Consider the following 20,587-nt stretch of genomic DNA (forward strand, 5'->3'; position numbering starts at 1 on the left):
AACAATAAGAGGTGATTAAAATCGATATTCTAAAAACAATTAAAGAACGCAGAACCATTCATACATTTAAACAGCAAGAAGTTGACCAAGTACTATTGAAAAAAATATTTACATATGGGTCTTATGCCCCTACACATTATATGAAGGAGCCATGGAGAGTTAAAATCTACCAGGGAGAAGGAAAGCAGTATTTTGTGAAGGCAATTATTCGAAGCTACCAGCGGTTAGGAATGATTAAAAAGGATAATGATCCGAAAACAGCAAAACTGATAGCCTCTATGTCAAAATTTCTGTTGGATATTCCACATCATGCGCTTATTTATTTTGAAACAGAAGATGATCCCATTCGTTATGAAGAAGAATATGCAGCAGTATGTGCGTTTATTCAGAATACACAACTCGCGGCATGGGAATTTGGTGTAGGCATGCTCTGGACGATAACTCCCTATATGCACGACAAAGAATTTTTGAAGAATCTAGAACTAGATTATAAGAAAACAAAAATTGCTGCAGTAATGCAAATTGGCTACCCGAAAAAAATACCGCATGTTAAAGAGAGGACCCCGATTGAAGAAAAGCTGACTTTTATTGAAAAATAATAATCAATTGAGACACGGGTTCGACACTTTTCCAAACAAAGCTCTTGTCCAATCCGAAAACGTGCTTGCTTCACCATAAAAAGCGATCCCACAGCTCAAAAATGCTTTCCCATCCTAATGTAATCAATTAAAAAAGTGCTCAGACTAAAAGTCTGAGCACTTCATCAAAATCTTACTCTGTTTTTTCTTTAATAAATTCTACAACTTCTTCAGCAGTTCCCATAGCTAGTATCTCTTCTTTATAGGAAACCATTTTCTCTTTAGAAAGGTTACGAATTTGCGTACGTGCAGGTAAAATGGATGTAGCACTCATACTGAACTCGTCCAATCCAAGCCCAAGTAAAATTGGAATTGCGATGGAATCTCCAGCCATTTCTCCACACATACCAACCCATTTACCTTCTTGGTGCGCTGCTTCGATAACCGTGTTTACTAGGTTAAGGATTGCAGGGTGGTATGGCTGATACAGGTAAGAAACCTGTTCATTCATTCGGTCTGCAGCCATTGTATATTGAATTAAATCGTTTGTTCCAATACTAAAGAAATCTACTTCTTTGGCAAATTGTTTAGCAATTACAGCAGTTGAAGGGATTTCTACCATGATTCCAACTTCGATATCATCGGAGACCTTCACACCGTCTGCTACTAAAGCTTCTTTTTCATCAAGAAGAATTGCTTTTGCTTGACGGAATTCTTCTAATGTTGCAATCATCGGGAACATAATTTTTAAGTTTCCAAACGCACTTGCACGCAGTAGAGCACGTAACTGTGGACGGAAAACTTGCTCGTTATCTAAGCAGAATCGAATTGCACGGTACCCTAAAAATGGGTTCATTTCTTTTGGTAAGTCTAAATAGCTGAGCTCTTTATCTCCACCAACATCCAATGTTCTTACAACAACGGGCTTATCACCCATTTGCTCAAGTACAGATTTATATGCTTCGTACTGCTCGTCCTCAGACGGTAGCTCAGATTTACCCATGTACAGGAATTCTGTTCGGTAAAGTCCGACACCTTCTCCACCATTATTTAATACTCCATGTACATCATCAGGCGTACCGATATTACCTGCTAGCTCAACTTGTTCGCCGTCGCTAGAGAAAGTAGGCTCGTCTTTAAGCTTCGCCCATACTTCTTGTTGTTTTGCATAAGCTTCTTGTTTATTGCGATACGTCTCTATTTCTTCTTCAGTAGGGTTAATAATAACATTACCTTCAAGTCCGTCTACAATAATGATGTCGTCTTTTGCTACAGTAGAAGTAATATCCTTTGTACCTACCACGGCAGGAATTTCAAGTGATCTTGCCATAATCGCAGAGTGAGAAGTACGACCACCGATATCGGTAGCAAACCCTTTCACGAACTCACGATTTAATTGAGCAGTGTCTGATGGTGTAAGGTCATTTGCAATGACGATTACTTGCTCGTTTATTAGAGCTGGATCAGGGAAGCTTGCCCCTAATAGATGTGCAAGTACGCGTTTTGTCACGTCCCCGATGTCAGCAGCGCGTTCGCGCATATATTCATTATCCATTGCTTTAAACATATCAATGAACATCGTTGCAACTTCATCTAATGCAGCTTCAGCATTTACTTTTTCAGTTGTAATCTTGTCCTTCATCGGATTGACAAGCTCAGGATCACTAAGAACTAATAGATGTGCAGAGAAGATCTCAGCATGTTCTTCATCAATCTCTTTTCTTGTATGCTCTTTAATTCTTTCTAACTCTTGTTTTGAAATTGCCAAAGCTTGGTCTAGTCGTTCTACCTCTTGTTCTGTATCTTCAATTGTTACCTTTTCAAACGATAAATCCGGCGCTTTCAATTCATAAGCTTTTGCAATTGCAATGCCGGATGATGCAGCTATTCCCATTACTTTCTTCATGATGCTAGAGTCCATCCTTTCAAATTAAAAGAGTATTAGAAAACGTGGCGTTTGGCCAGGTTTCCTGAGTGGATGTCTTATTTGCCCAAAAACGCTCCATATACATTTTACCTTCATGTAAATGCACATGCAAGTAAATGATTGTTACAGATGTAGCACAATCCATTTGTTAATATCAGCAAATATTTCCATGCGATTAATTTCATTTAATATCTCATGTCGCCCATCAGGATAGAGCATGACTGTAATGTTTTCTAGCCCTGCCTTTTCGTATATGTTAGCAGTTTTCCAAACGCCTTTTGCATAATCGCCAACAGGGTCAGCATCACCACTAATGATTAGCATTGGAAGATTTTTGCGTATCAATTGATTCTGTTTCTTGTTTTGCATGGAAAGTATACCGGAAAGTAAATCATAGAAGAATCTTCCCGTTGGAATAAAACCTGAAAATGGATCGTTTACATAATCCTGAACAATTGCTTCATCTCTCGAAAGCCATTCAAACCCATTCTTTTTATCTTTGATTTTCTTATTATTGCTGCTAAAGGAAAGGTAATTCATGAGGTTAGATTGTCCTTTAGGTGGTAAGGTTTTTGAAAGTGCTTTACCTAGGGTGGATGTGACAGTCGAGAAATACCCGGTACCAGATAACACGACACCATCAATTAGGTGACTATGGATTTGAAGATAGTTTCTTGCTAAAAATGATCCCATACTGTGACCAAAGAGAAAAATTGGCGTGTTTGGATGATCGTGCTTAATATGCTTCGTTATTTCATAAAGGTCATTAGTTGCTTTTGAAAAACCGTCCTGATCTGCAAAATAACCTTGTAATCCTTGTTTTTCACCTGTTTTTCCATGTCCTCTATGGTCATTACCATACACAAAAAATCCTTTCTCAACTAAATAATTGGCAAATTCATGATATCGTTCAATATGCTCCACCATTCCATGTGCTAACTGAATTACTGCTTTTGGTGTTGTATCTGTGGTATACCATTTCTTTACATAAATAGCAGTATTGTCTTCCATTGATAGCCAACAAGTGTGTTCCATTCAAAATCCCCCCCACGTTTTTCTACTATTTATATTTATATTAGAAGGAATTTATCATTTCGTCTAAATTTAAAGCAAATTTAACACGATTTATCTTGCTAGTTTTAAGAGAAATATGATAAAGTAACATGTAGGTATTGTCGGTGCAGGAGGAGGTCGTGAAACATGGCAAGTGTTGTGACTATATTATTAGTAATTGATGCAATTGTGATGATCGTTTTAGTACTATTACAGTCGGGAAAAAGCGCAGGACTATCCGGAGCTATATCTGGTGGTGCAGAGCAATTATTCGGTAAGCAAAAGGCACGTGGGATTGATTTAATTCTCCATCGTGGAACGATTGTTACTGGCGTATTGTTCTTTCTATTAGCTTTTCTAAGTGCATATGTATTACAATAGAAAGTAACCCCTTGTCACGAGTTAGTGATAAGGGTTTTTTAATTATAGATGTTGTATAGTTATACATAAAGGGAAAAGTAATAAGAAGACCGTGCAAGGAGATGTCGCAGAAAAATGAAAATCAAATTACCACAACCATTTACGTTTGAAGCAGGACCCCGTGCTGTTCTATTATTGCACGGGTTTACAGGACATACCGCAGATGTAAGGATGCTCGGCAGGTTTTTAGAAAAGAAAGGCTATACGAGTCACGCACCAATTTATAGAGGGCATGGTCTACCGCCGGAGGAATTGATAAAATCCAATCCAGACCAGTGGTGGGAGGATGTTAACCAAGCATTACAGCACTTAAAGGATCTTGGCTATGAAGAGATTGCTGTAGCAGGTCTTTCACTTGGTGGTGTCTTAGGGTTGAAGCTTGCTTATTCAACGAGCATAAAAGCAATGATACCAATGTGTGCTCCGATGTTCTTCGATAATGAAACACAGCTATCGCAAGGATTTAAAGCCTTTTCTAAGGAATTTAAGCAATTAGAAGGAAAAGATGAAGCTACGATTGAACAAGAAGTGGAAAGACTTGTTGAGAATTCGAAGGAACTTTTTGAAGGATTAGGTAAAACCATTTCAGAAGTGAAAGATAATATTGACACCATTTACACACCGGTATTTGTCGTGCAGGCAAGACAAGATAAGATGATTAATACGGAAAGTGCAACATACATTTATGAAAATGTTGAATCAGATGTCAAAGAGCTGACATGGTATGAAGATTCTGGGCATGTTATTACGTTGGACAAAGAGAAAGAACAATTACATGAGGATATCTATCAATTCCTAGAAAGCTTGGATTGGAAACGATGATTAAATAGGACTAAAAAGTGGAACAATAGAAGGAAAGAGGGTGAGCAGATGAAAGAAAGAATACTTGAATTTTTTAAAGAAAATGATAGGAAGCCATTAGCAGTAGAGGAAATTGAGCAAGAACTTGGGATTGAGGACGCTGTTGATTTTAAGGAGCTTGTAAAAGCGCTAAATGCGCTCGAAGAGAACGGTGATCTCGTTCGAACACGTAAGAATCGTTTCGGCCTGCCAGATAAAATGAACCTCGTTAAAGGGAAAATCCAAATGCATGCAAAGGGATTCGCTTTTTTAATTCCTGAGGATGAAGACGCAAAGGATGTCTATATCCATGCGAATGATCTTGGCTCAGCAATGAATAATGATAAAGTCCTCGTGCGTTTGGAAAAAACAGGTACTGAGGGAAATCGTCCTGAAGGAAAGGTAATCCGAATATTGGAACGTGCGGTTATTCAAGTTGTCGGAACCTTTGAAGACAATCGTGCATTTGGTTTTGTTATTGCCGATGATAAAAGGATTCCTAATGATATTTTTATACCAAAGGGCAGTTCACACGGAGCAGTTAGTGGGCATAAGGTTATTGCGCGTATAACGAAATATCCAGAAGGAAGAATGAGTGCAGAAGGGGAAATTATTCATATTCTAGGGCACAAGAATGATCCTGGGATTGATATCATTTCCATTATATATAAACATGGGATTGCAATTGATTTTCCAGAAGAAGTATTAGAGCAAGCAACGAATACGCCAGACACCATTGCACCTGAAGAATTAGAGGGCAGACGAGATTTGCGTGATGAAATGATTGTGACCATTGATGGTGCAGATGCGAAAGACTTGGATGATGCAGTAACTGTTAAGCAATTGGAGAATGGTAACTACAAGCTTGGCGTATACATTGCAGATGTAAGCTATTATATAAAAGAAGATTCGGCAATGGATACGGAAGCATATGAACGTGGTACAAGTGTCTATTTGGTTGATCGAGTTATTCCAATGATTCCACACCGACTATCGAATGGGATTTGTTCATTGAATCCGCAAGTAGACAGACTTACGCTTGGTTGTGAGATGGAAATTAACGCTAGTGGACAAGTAGTTAACCATGAAATTTTCCAAAGTGTGATTAATACAACGGAGCGAATGACGTATTATGATGTGAATCAAATCTTAGTAGACAAAAATCCAGAGCTTCGTGCTAAATATGAGTCTCTTGTACCGATGTTTGAAGACATGGAAAAGCTAGCATCAATATTACGTTCGAAACGTATGGGACGCGGTGCAATTGATTTCGACTTTAAAGAAGCAAAGGTACTTGTTGATGAAAGTGGAAAACCGACTGATGTAGCTATTCGTGAACGCTCTGTAGCAGAACGTTTAATTGAAGAATTTATGCTGGCTGCAAATGAAACTGTTGCGGAACATTTCCATTGGTTGGATGTTCCATTTATTCACCGAATCCATGAGGATCCAGATGAAGGGAAATTGGAGAAGTTTTTTGAATTTCTCGCAGGGCTTGGCATTTCTGTTAAGGGAACTGCAAATGAAGTGCACCCACAAGCGTTACAGAAGGTGCTGGAGTCCATCGAAGGTGAGCCAGAGGAAATGATTGTTTCCAAATTAATGCTTCGTTCCATGAAACAAGCAAAATATGATCCACAAGGAATCGGCCACTTTGGACTAGCGACTGAATTTTACACCCATTTCACATCTCCAATTCGGAGGTATCCAGATTTGATTGTCCATCGTTTAATCCGCACGTATTTGATTAATCAGCAGATGGACAGGGATACTCAGAAGCACTGGAAGGAAAACCTACCTGAAATTGCGCGACATACATCTGAACGAGAACGAAGAGCGGTTGATGCAGAGCGTGATACAGATGACTTGAAAAAAGCAGAGTTCATGAAGGACAAAATTGGTGAGGAATTCACTGGTGTCATTAGTTCGGTTATGAATTTTGGAATGTTTGTCGAGCTTGAAAACACCATTGAAGGTCTTGTTCATGTTAGCTATCTAACGGACGATTATTACCATTTTGATGAGCGCAGTCATGCATTAATTGGAGAACGAACTGCAAACATATATCGGATTGGCGATGAGGTTGAAGTAAAAGTGGTCAGCGTCAATACAGATGAGCATACAGTTGATTTTGAATTGGCAGGAGCAGGCTCTCATAAGAAGCAAAATAGAAAATCAAGACCACCCAAAAAGGTGCTCCAATCAAGTAAAACAAAACCAAAGAAGAAGAAAAAGAAGAAATGAGCCTTTACAAGTTAGGCTCATTTCTTCTTCTGAATTGGACAAAGCAGAAGTAGGCTTACAAAAATATGTTATTGACACCTTACAGGTCGTTTTGTACACTACTTATAAAACTGTCGCAATTTTATATGAATGCAATATTATTTTTCTGCATAAAATTACAACGCATGCATTTGCCTCAATGTGATAGCAAGTGCTAAGTTTTTCTAATTGAAGTTTGGAGGATTTTGGATGAATGATGTACTTCTTGCTTTCCTGTTAACATTATTCGCGGGACTTGCAACTGGAGTAGGAAGTGTACTTGCTTTCTTTGCTAAAACGACAAATACAAAATTTCTATCATTTGCTTTAGGATTATCAGCCGGGGTTATGATTTATGTATCGATGGTTGAGATATTTTTTAAAGCAAAGGACGCCTTAACAGCATCCTTGGGCGAAACAGAAGGATATTGGTTTACGATTATTGGATTTTTCGCTGGGATGCTTTTCATCGGTCTAATTGATAAATTTATACCTAACCATAGCAACCCCCATGAAGTAAAAAAGGTAGAAGATATGGAAAAACCAGGGGCAGCTCTGAATGATCCAGCCTTAATGAAGATGGGAATGTTTACAGCGTTGGCTTTAGCTATTCATAACTTTCCAGAGGGAATTGCAACATTTGTTTCTACACTACAGGACCCAACGATTGGGATTGCTATTGCAGTAGCTGTTGCCATTCACAATATACCAGAGGGAATTGCTGTATCTGTACCAATTTATTACGCAACTGGTGATCGGAAAAAAGCTTTTAAGCTTTCCTTTTTATCAGGACTTGCAGAGCCAATCGGAGCACTTGTAGCAATTCTGATATTAATGCCTTTCTTAAGTGATATTCTATTTGGAATTATTTTTTCCATGGTAGCAGGAATTATGGTGTTTATTTCCTTAGATGAATTGTTGCCTGCAGCGAAACGATATGATGAGGCGCATCTATCCATTTATGGTGTGATGACTGGGATGGCAGTTATGGCGGTGAGTTTAGTTCTGATGGCTTAATGTTTGGGCTTGTTTCGTTATAGTTAGGTGTTCTTATTGGAATCGCAGCAGATTTCTGATAAAATAAAGTTCTATGTAAGTAGTAGGAGGAACACTCGTATGCCAAAAGGACAAGGAAAAACAATCGCGCAAAATCGAAAAGCATCCCATGATTATTTTATTGAAGATACGTATGAAGCAGGAATTGTATTACAAGGCACAGAAATCAAATCACTACGTAATGGCCGAGTAAATATAAAAGATTCCCACGCAAGAATTGATCGCGGTGAGGTCAAATTGATTAACCTTCATATTGCAGAATATGAGCAAGGAAATCGATTCAATCACGATCCGACACGGACACGTAAATTACTTTTGCATCGGAAAGAAATCGATAAATTAATTGGTCTGACACAGCAACAAGGCTATGCGCTTGTTCCCTTAAAAATCTATATTAAAAATGGCTATGCTAAGATTTTAATCGGATTAGGAAAAGGGAAAAAGAAATACGACAAGCGTGAAGATTTGAAGCAGAAGCAAATGAAACGTGATGTAGACCGTGCAATAAAAGATCATATGAGATAAAGCAAGCATAGTAGAGCCTGTAAATTCTGCCAGCCCTTGAAATTAGCTGAGATTCTGCTATAATAGAGTATGTAACACAATTTAATAATGCTCAATTATCCTAGAGCGTTTCTCTTAAATGGGGACGTTACGGATTCGACAGGGGTAGTTTGAGCTCAGGTCGCACGTCGAGGTTACGACTCGTAAACCGTTATTCGCCTAAATATAACTGGCAAAGAAAACAATTACTCTTTAGCAGCTGCGTAAGTAGCACTAAAGGATCCTTCCTGTCACTCGCCCGTGGTGCAGATTGAAGGGTCTCAACTTAAGCGGGCTATGCTGGTATCCTCCGTCTGAGGATCTCCAGGTGAACTAAATCAGACTAGCTATCTGAAAGCCTGTTGATAGGCTGCAGGATTAGCGAATGATAATATATCAACTACGCGTGTAGAAGCCTGAGTGCCGATATCTCTGGACGTGGGTTCGATTAGTAATTTAGTCGCCTTTTGTGGTAACACAAAAGTGATAACTCGGCTTTATCGGTGAAACCTAAGTTGTATTTGATGCAATAAGGCAATACCGAGTGGTATGTGGAGCAATTCAACAGCCATCTATCGACTTATAGGCTGCCAATATGGTAGTACTAGGATACGAAATTCTACCAAGCGTGGTAAATTTACATTTCGTATAATACGCCGAGAAACCTTAAAAATTAGGTTTAAGATATAGTCAGTGCCATGACGAAAGCATGGAAGAGCATGTCCCACCGTCTCCACCAATACATAATGTTGGTGGTTTTTTGCCTTTTCAAGAAGTTTGGTTATTCTATAGATTAAAAAAATGTTCTTCAAATAATAGTTTACTTCTTAACATAGCTTCATTATATTTACCGTTTCTCGGAGTTACGGAATCATATTTATTTAGCATTGGCATGGATCTTCACCAGACCCTGAAATGACTCATCTTGAATTAGAGCTCACGGGTATCTTCAAATAGAGGAAGAACTTGCAAATCTTGAGATTCACGGAAATCGTACAGATGAAGATATTGCCAAATTGAAAGATCTTTAAGGTATTAGAAACAAGGAAGCAGTGATTCTGCTTGCTTTAAAATTAAAACACATATCATGCAGAGCAAATTCTGACTATATTTGAGAATTTAATACGAAAAGGTGTTATGTATCTAAACAATTTTTAATCAATTAACAATACTTGAGAACACATATAAAGTACCATTCCCCAAGTAAATAATACTAAGACCATCCGTTAAGTTTCATTCTTATAAAATAAACAAACTGTATTCTTATGTTTATTATTCAAATAATCATTTGACTATTTGAATAAAGTTGCATATATTAATAGTGAATCTATATTCAAATATATGTTTGAACAAGGGGGTAAGATATCATGGTGAAAGATATTTGTGAAGTTACGTGTATTAACGAAGATAAAGTGTCAAGAGCTAAACAGCATCTTACGGAACAAAATCCGATGGAAGTAGCTAAAATTTTCAAGGCTTTGGCTGATGATACTAGAATCAAGATTGCTTATGCTTTATCGTTAGAAGGTGAGTTATGTGTTTGTGATGTGGCAAATATTATAGGTTCTTCAATGGCCACGGCATCCCATCATTTAAGATTACTAAAAAATTTAGGCCTCGCAACATATCGAAAAAAAGGAAAGCTAGTCTTTTATTCATTAGACGACGAACATGTTAAACAACTTATAGAAATAGCCTTTCAGCATCAGAAGGAGGCTATTAAAGTTGAATGATCCAGTAAAATCCGTAACGGAACATAAACATGTTTATCGCGTTGAGGGGTTCTCCTGTGCGAATTGTGCAGGAAAGTTCGAAAAGAATGTAAAACAGCTTCCAGGCGTAGAGGATGCGAAAGTCAATTTTGGAGCTTCCAAAATTAATGTTTTTGGAAATACAACTGTCGAAGAGCTGGAAAAAGCAGGTGCTTTTGAAAATCTTAAAGTAGTTCCTGAAAAGCTTGGAACACATACTTCACATGCGGTTGAAAGGGAGAACAAAGAAGAGAAAATCCCCTTTTATAAAAAGCATAGTACATTACTTACGTCGGTATTGTTTCTTGTTTTTGGATACCTATCTATATATATGAATGGTGAAGGAAACATTGTGACGACATTATTATTTTTAGCATCGATGCTGATTGGAGGTTTATCCCTTTTTAGAGTCGGTTTACAAAACTTAATTCGCTTTGAATTTGACATGAAGACCCTTATGACAGTAGCTGTTATTGGCGGAGCTATTATTGGCGAATGGGCAGAGGTTGCTGTTGTTGTTATTCTCTTTGCAATCAGTGAAGCACTGGAGCGATTTTCAATGGATAGAGCAAGACAGTCGATTCATTCCTTAATGGATATCGCTCCCAAAGAGGCTTTCGTTAGACGTAATGGGCAAGAATTAAGAGTTCATGTAGATGATATTGTTGTAGGGGATATTATGCTTGTAAAGCCTGGACAGAAAATTGCAATGGACGGTATAGTCGTAAATGGCTATTCTGCTGTCAATCAAGCAGCTATTACAGGTGAATCAGTTCCTGTTGAAAAATCAGTTGATGATAACGTATTTGCAGGTACATTAAATGAAGAAGGAATACTTGAAGTAAAAATTACAAAGCTTGTTGAAGATACAACCATTGCTAAAATTATTCATCTGGTAGAGGAAGCGCAAGGAGAACGGGCACCAGCACAAGCTTTTATCGATAAATTTGCGAAATATTACACCCCGATCATCATGATCGTCGCAGCATTAGTTGCGATAGTACCGCCTCTACTCTCTATTGGTAGCTGGGAAACATGGGTATATCAAGGGTTAGCCGTTCTTGTTGTTGGTTGTCCATGTGCACTTGTTATATCGACTCCGATTTCTATTGTCTCAGCGATTGGAAATGCTGCCAAGAAAGGTGTTCTTGTAAAAGGTGGAGTATATTTAGAAGAAATGGGTACCTTAAAGGCGATTGCATTTGATAAAACAGGCACATTGACAAAGGGAGTTCCAATTGTAACAGATTTTGAATTACTGGATCAACAAATTGAAGAAAGGGAACTACTTAATATTATTACAGCACTGGAAAACCGTTCGCAACATCCGCTTGCTTCAGCAATTATGAAAAAAGCAGAGCAAGAAAATATCTCTTACTCAGATATAAAGGTAGAAGACTTTTCTTCGATTACAGGTCGAGGTATTGAAGGCTCTGTAAATGGAACGACTTATTATATAGGAAGTCCACAACTTTTCAGCGAGTTATTTGTTTCTGATTTTACTCAAGCATTCGAAGACAAGGTTAATTATCTTCAGAATCAAGGGAAAACGGTCATGATTATTGGGACGGAACAAAATATTCTTGGCATTATTGCAGTTGCTGATGAAGTACGTGAAATAAGTAAAGAAGTGATTCAAAAGTTAAATCAGTTAGGCATCAAAAAGACAATTATGTTGACTGGCGATAATAAAGGTACTGCGGATGCAATTGGTGCACACGTAGGCGTATCTGATATTCAGTCAGAATTGTTGCCGCAGGATAAATTGGATTATATGAAACAATTGAGGTCAGAGTTTGGTAAGGTGGCTATGGTAGGAGATGGTGTTAATGACGCACCTGCATTGGCAGCATCAACCGTTGGTATTGCAATGGGAGGAGCTGGTACTGACACAGCTCTAGAAACGGCAGATGTTGCTCTTATGGGAGACGACTTAAGAAAGCTTCCATTCACTGTAAAACTCAGCCGAAAAGCGCTAAATATAATTAAAGCTAACATTACTTTTGCAATTGCGATTAAGTTTATTGCCTTATTATTGGTTGTGCCTGGCTGGTTAACGCTTTGGATTGCCATCCTTTCAGATATGGGCGCGACCATCCTAGTAACGTTAAATGGTTTACGACTTATGAAAGTGAAGGATTAAAGACAGGGAAGCTCTCCATTGGAAGCGACCGTCCCCGAAAGTTAGAGCAGAAAATCTAACTTTTGGGTTATTTTTGATAGGAGAATTATTGAGAGTGCAGTGTTCCCCGCAGCTTTTTCTTGTTCTGTTCGTTTTCCCTTGAAAGAATGCATTGATTACTGCTAGTCAAGTAAAAGTTAAATATATCTCCTTTTATTGAAAAATAATAGATTTCTAATCTCTACTGGTATCCTTATTGATCCTCTATCGTTTAATATCATTAATAAAAACCAAACAAAAAAATACTCCAACAAAAAATGGTTGCAATCATTGATTTATGATGATTGCAACCATTTTTGTGTCCTGTTTTTCTAATGTACTTATAAGAACTCATTCTACAGGTGATAATTCACTTTCTGTTACCCATTTATGGTTCGTTACTTCTTCTCCACCTGTGGTCGGAACGAAATCAACCATATATACCGTAGTTTCTTCAGCAGAGTCAATTTTAGCTACTGCCCCATCCATACCTTTCATATGGTCGGCATTCATTGTTACTTCAGTACCTTCTTCTAATGGAGCATCGTCTGGATTTTCTAACTCTTCATGAATGACCCATTTATGATCAGTAACTTCCTCTCCGCCAGTTGTTGGGGTATACGAAACAGTATAGACTGTTGTATCATATGCACCCACAATAGTCGCTTCAGCACCTTTCATACCTTCCATATGATCTGTCTCTATCATTGCTTGACTTCCAACTTCATATGTTGGATTTTCAGCTTCTTCTAAACCCTCAGGGACTTCTCCTGTACTGGACATATTCATTTCAGAATGATCCATACCTTCATGTGAATCAGACTCCGATTCCATATCATTTTTCTCCTCCGTATTTGATTCTGTTTCTGTACCTGTGTTTTCTTCTGTTTCATTTGCACATGCTGACAATAACAGTACGGCAATCATAGAAACAATACCGATTATAAGTTTATTTCTTTTCATTTTAAATATCCCTCCAATATTCTAGTTACTATTTAATCTACCCTGTAAATTTGCATTTTATTTGCAGATTCACAGCTAGAGAGAAGAATAAGCTAAAAGGCACAGATATAATAAAATGAGAATTTCATTCTGCAAACTTTCTTGACTAATTTTCTATATACTTATTTTAATAATAAAAAATGAACTTGATGCATCGTTATCGTTCCATTTGGCCAATGGTATGTATCATAATAGCTTAGTTAGGTTTAAGATATATTTAATCAGAAACTATTTTTGTGGAGAAATTAAATCTAAAATAATCTTAAAAGGAAGATTTGCAAGAGGCGAAAGAGATAAATAAGAAACTGAGCGTTTGAAATAGGTCTAAAGTATTGATTTTGTCGGGATAATTACGATCTGCACAAAAAATGGACACTTTTTAAATAAAATACATAGACCATCATTATCATTTAAAGATAGACAGTGCTTATACAGAAATCAGTTAAATAAAATGTGGTTGATGTATTTGCCATATCCCAAAAAATCGAAGGAGCTTTTCTTTTCCTAATTGGTATACTAGATGCATTAACCCATATGTAATAAAGGAGTCTTGAATGTTAAATAAACTATCCTTAAAAATTGGATTATTGTTTTTTGTTTTTATCTTGATTGTTGAAATTTTCCTGTATTTCATTTTGTATACGAACCTGGTAAATGAACGGATTGAAGAAGTGATGGATAATCTTTTGTCTCGTGGAAATACACATCGCGATGTTTTAGAAGAAAATTATAATCAATCGACATTAGAACACGTTGCTATCATGGAATCCGAATCCAACTTTGCTGTGGTAATAACAGATGCATCTGGTAATGTAATCACTGAATCGGATCCAATTGACGGGGAAATGCTAGATGTTATTCAACATACGGATCTAAATCAAATACCCTTAGAGGGAAGCATATTAGTAGAAGGGTGGACAGAGAAAAAATATATTGCAACGGACAGTCCTATTACGATAAATAGGGAACACCAAGGACATGTATTTATGTTTTCTGATACAGATCATATCAGAAAAATTGTTGATCATTTAAGCCATCAATTCTTAATTATTGGACTGCTAACACTCCTTCTGACAGTCGTAACGGTTTTTATACTCTCGAGGCTGATTACAAACCCATTAATTAAAATGAAAGAAGCAACCGAACAGTTGAGCAGAGGTAGGCACAGGGTGGAGTTACATACGGATCGCAGCGACGAACTAGGAGACCTGGCTAATTCAATTACAAGACTTTCAAACGATCTAGAACACTTAAAAAAATATAGAAATGAATTCTTGGCTAGTATCTCCCATGAACTACGAACTCCCTTAACTTACATAAAAGGTTATGCTGATATAATTAGTCGTGATGATGCGTCGGTTGAAGAAAAGAAAGAGTATATTGAAATTATTCGGGAAGAAACTGAACAGTTAACGGTACTAGTTAAAAGCTTATTTGATCTGGCAAAAATAGATCAGAATAAATTCATAATCAAAAGAAGGAATATAAATTTTGAACCACTAATTCATACGGTTACAGAACGCATACGACCTGCATTCGAGGAAAAATGCCTTATATTATCAGTCAATTGTCCAAGCCAGATTATCGCATATGTTGACCCAGATAGAATCCAACAGGTGCTCTTGAATATATTGGACAATGCAAAAAAACATAGTTCACAAGGAAACCGAATTTCAGTAAATATATCTCAAAATCAATATGAGATTATAACGATTATTTCAGATGAAGGAGAAGGGATTCCAGAAGAAGACTTACCTTATATATTTGAGCGTTTATACCGTGTGGAGAAATCTAGATCTAGACGTAGTGGTGGAACAGGATTGGGATTAGCCATTGCAAAAGAAATTGTGGAATCCCATGGTGGTAACATTGAGGTGAAAAGTAAACAAGGTGTTGGCACTAGCTTTATGATATCGCTGCAAAGAGGTGACATAGTTGAATAAGGTCTTACTAATTGATGATGAAAAAAGAATGGTAGATTTATTAGCATTGTACTTAAAGCCACATCATTATTTATGTTATAAAGCGTATGGGGCAAAAGAAGCTCTATCAGCTATAAGAGTAGAAACATTTGACATCATTCTGCTTGATATTATGATGCCGGAAATGAATGGGTGGAAGCTTTGTAAAGAGTTAAGACGTTTTTCAGGGGTGCCAATTATTATGGTGACTGCACGAGATCAAAAGGAGGATATTGTGAAAGGATTGAAACTCGGTGCAGATGATTATATTACGAAACCTATTAATGAAGAGGAATTATTAGCAAGAATGGACGCATTGTTACGAAGAATAAAGCCATCTAGTCATATTAACGTACAGGGTCTTATATGGAATGAAGACCGGTTTGAACTGACCTATAAAAATAACCCTATAAAATTAACACCAAAAGAATTTTTTATGGTTGGCCACTTAATGAAAAATCCGAATCGTGTTTTCACTAGGGACCAGCTAATTGACTTGATTTGGGGATTTACTTCTGAAACAGAAGGAAGAACTGTGGACTCACATGTTAGAAATGTAAGAGAAAAAATTCGTCAGGCTGGTTTTCCAATAGATGTGTATTTTAAAACTGTTTGGGGTGTTGGGTACAAATGGGTTCATAAATGATACTACAAAAGTTGCTCAATGAGTAGATTACGTGCATTGAGCAATTTTTTTCAGATTTTCCGAACGAGAAAGCCCACTGTCTTTAGATGTGGGATGAAAGTGAGGTCAAATACGGAGTGGTATTAAAAACTGAAGGCTTGTACAACTTCAAGTATTTAAAATTCCTTGAAATTCTTTTCTTGAAACCCATATATAAGTAATATTTAAAAACGAACTATATATTTCCCAAAGTTACGCAAATAAACAGATTCTCGAAAAGTGCACAGAATTTGCATAGAAACCTTAATAAATCAACAGGTTTATACAGGTTTATATCATACCTAAGGGGGGTAAAGTATAGTATTGCAAGGAGATAGAATAAGATATCTAAAGTCTCCTTAAACTAGGGTGAATAAGGAGTGAAAACAATGGAAAAGCAAAGTAACGGAAAGAACAAACGCGATAATGACCAAGAAGGACACAACGAACAAAGTCATTCACACCATCATTATGGCAGATATGATAAAGGTCATGAGACACAAAATCATGTCAAACATGATCACTATAATGGTGGAAATATGGATCATAATCAACATGTACATGCTGATCATGAACACCATTTACATGAAGGGCATGAGAACCATAATGATAACGAACACAACCATCACGGAGAACATGGGGGTGGTCATTCAGGACATCATGAACATATGATTGAAGATTTTAAGAAACGCTTCTGGGTATCTTTAGTGCTGACAATACCAATTTCTTACTTATCAGAAATGATTCAAATGCTTTTTGGATATGAAGTTAACTTTACTGGCCATACATTGTTATTATTCCTGCTATCCACGATTGTTTTTTTCTATGGTGGTAAACCTTTTTTATTAGGTGCTTGGGATGAATTAAAAACGAAGGCGCCTGGTATGATGATGCTCATTTCTTTAGCTATTGTAACGGCATATGTTTATAGTACATTGACAGCCTTTTTTATAAAAGGAAGCGATTTTTTCTTTGAATTAGCGACGTTAGTTGTCATCATGCTCGTAGGACATTGGATCGAAATGAGATCCATTATGGGCGCTTCAAAAGCATTAGAAGAGTTAATCAAACTTATGCCAAAGGAAGCACATAAAATTAATGAGTCTGGAAATATTGTAGAAGTTTCTGTTGAAGAACTCGTACCAGGCGATCAAATTTTAGTTAAATCTGGAGAGAAAATCCCCCTTGACGGAGAGATTTTCGAAGGAGAATCCACTGTTGATGAATCGATGCTAACAGGTGAATCAGTTCCTGTTGAAAAGCATCCTAGGATGGAAGCAATTGGTGGAGCAGTGAATGGTGAAGGCATATTAAAAATTCAAGTAAATAAAACAGGTAGTGAAACATATCTATCTCAAGTAATTCAATTAGTCAGTGATGCTGAAAAGACCAAATCAAAAGCGCAAGGATTTGCCGATGTTGCTGCGAAATGGTTATTCTATGTTGCTGTAGTTGTAGGGATTATTACGTTAGCTTATTGGATAACTACAGGTGATTTTGAATTCGCATTAGAGAGAATGGTTACCGTCTTGATAATCGCTTGCCCGCATGCACTAGGTTTAGCAGGACCATTAGTTACTTCAAGATCAACTTCCATTGCTGCTAGGAAAGGGTTGTTAATACGTAACCGTACACCATTTGAAAGTGCTTGGAAAGTAGACCGAATTGTATTTGATAAAACTGGTACGCTAACAGAAGGTAATTTTGGAGTAACTGACGTACATCCAAGTGAAGGAATAACTAAAGAAGATTTATTGAGGTTAGCATACTCCGTTGAAGTACAGTCGGATCATCCAATAGCTAAAGGAATCGTAAAAGAAGGAAAAGAACGTAATTTAGAAGTATATGAGGTAAAAGATTATCAAAATCTAACTGGTAAAGGTCTTGTTGCGAAAATAAAGGATGAAGAAATAGCTGTTATCAGTCCAGGTGCAATGAGATCAAATAACATCTCATTTGATGAGAAGACCTATGAAAAACTTGCAGCACAAGGGAAAACTGTTGTTTTCGTTCTAAAAGATAATGTGCTGCAAGGGATGATTGCTTTAGCTGACATTATTCGAGAATCTTCATTTAAAGTAATCAAGGAATTAAATAATCGTGGTATCGAAACGATCATGATGACTGGTGATAATAGTAAGGTAGCAAATTATGTCGGTGAACAGCTTAGAATGGCAAAAGTCATTGCAGAAGTATTACCACATGATAAATCAAGCAATGTTAAAGATTTAAAACAAGGCGGCAAAATAGTAGCGATGATTGGTGATGGTATTAATGATGCCCCTGCCTTGGCAGAAGCAAATTTAGGGATAGCTATCGGTGCGGGGACAGATGTTGCAATTGAAACTGCTGATGTAATATTAGTGAATAGTAATCCAGTAGATATTTTAAATATCTTTAAATTGTCAAAAGCGAGTAGTCAAAAAATGATGCAAAACTTAGGTTGGGCTGCTGGATATAATATTGTTGCAATTCCACTGGCAGCAGGTGTTTTGTATAGTATAGGGATTGTGATAACTCCAGCAATTGGAGCAGTGGTGATGTCATTAAGTACCATTATTTGTGCAATTAATGCCCAGTTGTTAAAGATAGACTAGTTCATAATAAAAGACTAGGGTAAGCATAAAAGAATCAAAGTATGCTTGTTGTATCTATAAACTAATGCAGCTTATCATTTGTGGTAGCGTTGCGCACAATCAAGCGCGAAACGCTACCTTTTTTCAGCCTAAACTTAAGGCCAATAGGATTCTACTTCCGATTTCAGCATCTTGTAGGTTACAGGGCTACAGGGCGATGAAACTTAGACTGTCCAGGTTACTTTTTATAAATATTTTTCGCGTCTTTAGTATGCGTAAATTTTTCTCCCCTTTCTGCCCGTTCCTTTATTTCATTTTTTAATGTTGTGCAAAAATCTTGATCCAACTTTAGTTTGATTGCCTTTCTCAAGGATTCCTCTAATAGTTCATCTGACAAATGTTTTAGACTGTTCAATGATCTTTACCTCCCATGTTTGCATTTTTTAATACCTTTGAATCTGAATAATCGGAAGTAGAATCTACCAAAAATAATACAAAGTGGGACAAGCAAAGACAAAAATTTGACAATAACTGCGTAGATTAATTATATTTCGGGTTTCGTTTTTGCTTTAGGTGAACATGGATTTTATCAAGTACATCTATGTATACCAACAAATGGTGACGATATATGAAGAAAAACGTCGAGGCATGCTCATATATTATGGCGGAGGTATCATCGGCACTGTATTCAGATAAAGGTGTCACTATTGACATTATACCTGGAAGGGTATAATATAGTGCTTGCCTGCTATGTATCGAATAACAAAAAAGGAGCATACCGATGGAATACAATGATCAAATCAAAAATAGAGTAAAGCGTATGGAAGGGCAACTTCGAGGAATTTTAAAAATGATGGAAGACAACAAAGATTGTAAAGAAGTTATTACACAGTTGTCAGCCGTCCGTTCGGCAGTAGATAGAACAGTAGGTGTAATTGTAAGTTCGAATTTAGTTGAATGTGTTCTTGAAGCTGAAGAAAATGGAGAGAATACGGATGAGTTAATAAAAGAAGCTGTCAACTTGCTTGTAAAGAGCAGATAATATTTAGGAGTTGACATTCTTTTTTTTATCTTATAATATACCCATAGGGGTAGAGGTAAAATAATTGATTGGAGGATTTAAAATGAATGTAGATAAAGTATTAGATGCAAAGGGACTGTCTTGTCCAATGCCAATTGTAAAAACAAAAGTCGCTATAAGCGAACTAGAAGAAGGTCAAGTATTAGAGGTTCATACGACTGATAAGGGAGCTAGAAACGATATTCCAGCATGGGCTAAATCAGGCGGACATGAACTTCTGAAACATGAAGAGGAAAATGATGTGTTAAAGTTTTGGATAAGAAAAAGGTAATTTTTTACATTAATAAATACCCATGTAGGTATATATTGGGTGGAAGGGAGAGATAGAAGGTATGGACTTTGTAATGTATATTATTATTGCAGCTTTCTTGTTTTTTATCTTGCAGCGAGTTCTACCTGCAAAAGGTATGAATCATATAGCAGCAACTGATTTAAAAAGGGAACTAAATAAGAAAGAAAAGCAGTATATCGATGTCCGAACACCAGGAGAATTTAAAAGAAATCACATCAGCGGATTTAAAAATATACCACTTCACCAACTTTCTCGAAAAGCGGATAAAGAGCTTTCGAAGGAAAGAGAAGTTATTGTCATTTGTCAAAGTGGAATGAGAAGTTTAAAGGCCGGAAAGGAACTAAAAAAATTAGGTTTTACAAAAGTAACAAATGTAAAAGGTGGTATGAACAATTGGATTTCATGAAAAGGAGAAATTAT

General features: G+C 36.9%; 18 protein-coding genes and 1 other RNA gene. 15 read left to right on the top strand and 4 right to left on the bottom strand.

The genetic code is table 11. The annotated features are described in order from the left end of the window. Nucleotides 1–11: 11 nt before the first annotated feature. Nucleotides 12–599 (top strand): nitroreductase family protein, encoded by a 588-nt coding sequence (locus NST46_RS13245; protein WP_341137360.1) that lies wholly within the window; start codon nt 12–14, stop codon nt 597–599. Between the two features lie 172 nt (nt 600–771). Here the strand turns inward: NST46_RS13245 and ptsP are convergent, their stop codons facing one another. Continuing rightward, entirely contained in the window at nt 772–2,484 is a 1,713-nt protein-coding gene (gene ptsP / locus NST46_RS13250; RefSeq protein WP_341137361.1) for a phosphoenolpyruvate--protein phosphotransferase, read from the bottom strand. A 144-nt stretch (nt 2,485–2,628) separates the two neighbouring features. Continuing rightward, a complete protein-coding gene (locus tag NST46_RS13255; protein WP_095311318.1) occupies nt 2,629–3,540 on the bottom strand; it encodes an alpha/beta hydrolase in 912 nt (303 codons plus the stop codon). Nucleotides 3,541–3,705: 165 nt separating this feature from the next. Here NST46_RS13255 and secG point away from each other — a divergent pair, with 165 nt between their 5' ends. The 8 genes from secG to NST46_RS13295 all read left to right on the top strand — a co-directional run bounded on the left by secG (nt 3,706) and on the right by NST46_RS13295 (nt 12,573). Beyond that, nucleotides 3,706–3,939 (top strand): preprotein translocase subunit SecG, encoded by a 234-nt coding sequence (secG, locus tag NST46_RS13260; protein WP_095311320.1) that lies wholly within the window; start codon nt 3,706–3,708, stop codon nt 3,937–3,939. A gap of 114 nt (nt 3,940–4,053) precedes the next feature. Continuing rightward, complete coding sequence (locus NST46_RS13265) at nt 4,054–4,800, top strand: alpha/beta hydrolase (protein ID WP_095311322.1); 747 nt, start codon at nt 4,054–4,056, stop codon at nt 4,798–4,800. Between the two features lie 48 nt (nt 4,801–4,848). Further along, the gene (gene rnr, locus NST46_RS13270; protein ID WP_251659189.1) at nt 4,849–7,062 is read left to right on the top strand and encodes a ribonuclease R; all 2,214 of its coding nucleotides are present in this window, start codon (nt 4,849–4,851) and stop codon (nt 7,060–7,062) included. A 228-nt stretch (nt 7,063–7,290) separates the two neighbouring features. Further along, nucleotides 7,291–8,097: a zinc transporter ZupT gene (gene zupT, locus NST46_RS13275; protein WP_340002055.1), complete on the top strand. Its 807-nt coding sequence runs from the start codon at nt 7,291–7,293 to the stop codon at nt 8,095–8,097. A 99-nt stretch (nt 8,098–8,196) separates the two neighbouring features. After that, a complete protein-coding gene (smpB, locus tag NST46_RS13280; protein ID WP_095311327.1) occupies nt 8,197–8,661 on the top strand; it encodes an SsrA-binding protein SmpB in 465 nt (154 codons plus the stop codon). Nucleotides 8,662–8,789: 128 nt separating this feature from the next. Further along, nucleotides 8,790–9,130, top strand: a transfer-messenger RNA (tmRNA) gene (gene ssrA, locus NST46_RS13285). 916 nt (nt 9,131–10,046) lie between these two features. Then, on the top strand, nt 10,047–10,412 hold the full coding sequence (locus NST46_RS13290; protein WP_095311329.1) for an ArsR/SmtB family transcription factor: 366 nt from the start codon (nt 10,047–10,049) through the stop codon (nt 10,410–10,412). After that, on the top strand, nt 10,405–12,573 hold the full coding sequence (locus NST46_RS13295; RefSeq protein WP_340002054.1) for a heavy metal translocating P-type ATPase: 2,169 nt from the start codon (nt 10,405–10,407) through the stop codon (nt 12,571–12,573). Before NST46_RS13290 ends, NST46_RS13295 begins: the two co-directional genes overlap by 8 nt. 369 nt (nt 12,574–12,942) lie before the next feature. On the opposite strand, the gene NST46_RS13300 is transcribed toward NST46_RS13295, so the two are convergent. Next, nucleotides 12,943–13,554, bottom strand: coding sequence for a YdhK family protein (locus NST46_RS13300; protein WP_095311333.1), 612 nt, complete (start codon nt 13,552–13,554; stop codon nt 12,943–12,945). Nucleotides 13,555–14,147: 593 nt separating this feature from the next. Here NST46_RS13300 and NST46_RS13305 point away from each other — a divergent pair. From NST46_RS13305 to NST46_RS13315, 3 genes are all read left to right on the top strand, one after another. Next, nucleotides 14,148–15,536, top strand: coding sequence for a sensor histidine kinase (locus NST46_RS13305; protein WP_341137362.1), 1,389 nt, complete (start codon nt 14,148–14,150; stop codon nt 15,534–15,536). Next, nucleotides 15,529–16,200, top strand: coding sequence for a response regulator transcription factor (locus tag NST46_RS13310; RefSeq protein ID WP_095311335.1), 672 nt, complete (start codon nt 15,529–15,531; stop codon nt 16,198–16,200). Before NST46_RS13305 ends, NST46_RS13310 begins: the two co-directional genes overlap by 8 nt. Before the next feature lie 407 nt (nt 16,201–16,607). Beyond that, nucleotides 16,608–18,815 (top strand): copper-translocating P-type ATPase, encoded by a 2,208-nt coding sequence (locus tag NST46_RS13315; protein WP_341137363.1) that lies wholly within the window; start codon nt 16,608–16,610, stop codon nt 18,813–18,815. Nucleotides 18,816–19,032: 217 nt separating this feature from the next. Here NST46_RS13315 and sda read toward each other — a convergent pair whose 3' ends face one another. Next, a complete protein-coding gene (gene sda, locus NST46_RS13320) occupies nt 19,033–19,209 on the bottom strand; it encodes a sporulation histidine kinase inhibitor Sda (RefSeq protein WP_095311339.1) in 177 nt (58 codons plus the stop codon). A gap of 366 nt (nt 19,210–19,575) precedes the next feature. Between sda and NST46_RS13325 the strand changes: the two genes are divergently transcribed. From NST46_RS13325 to NST46_RS13335, 3 genes are all read left to right on the top strand, one after another. Then, the gene (locus NST46_RS13325) at nt 19,576–19,836 is read left to right on the top strand and encodes a metal-sensitive transcriptional regulator (protein WP_095311340.1); all 261 of its coding nucleotides are present in this window, start codon (nt 19,576–19,578) and stop codon (nt 19,834–19,836) included. An 82-nt stretch (nt 19,837–19,918) separates the two neighbouring features. Further along, nucleotides 19,919–20,146 carry a sulfurtransferase TusA family protein gene (locus NST46_RS13330; RefSeq protein WP_095311342.1) on the top strand — a complete coding sequence of 76 codons (228 nt, stop codon included), beginning with the start codon at nt 19,919–19,921 and terminating at the stop codon, nt 20,144–20,146. A 61-nt stretch (nt 20,147–20,207) separates the two neighbouring features. Beyond that, on the top strand, nt 20,208–20,573 hold the full coding sequence (locus tag NST46_RS13335; RefSeq protein ID WP_095311345.1) for a rhodanese-like domain-containing protein: 366 nt from the start codon (nt 20,208–20,210) through the stop codon (nt 20,571–20,573). The last annotated feature ends 14 nt before the right edge of the window (nt 20,574–20,587 follow it).

It is taken from the genome of Oceanobacillus sp. FSL W7-1309, from assembly GCF_038002145.1.
Classification (GTDB): Bacteria; Bacillota; Bacilli; order Bacillales; family Amphibacillaceae; genus Oceanobacillus; species Oceanobacillus profundus.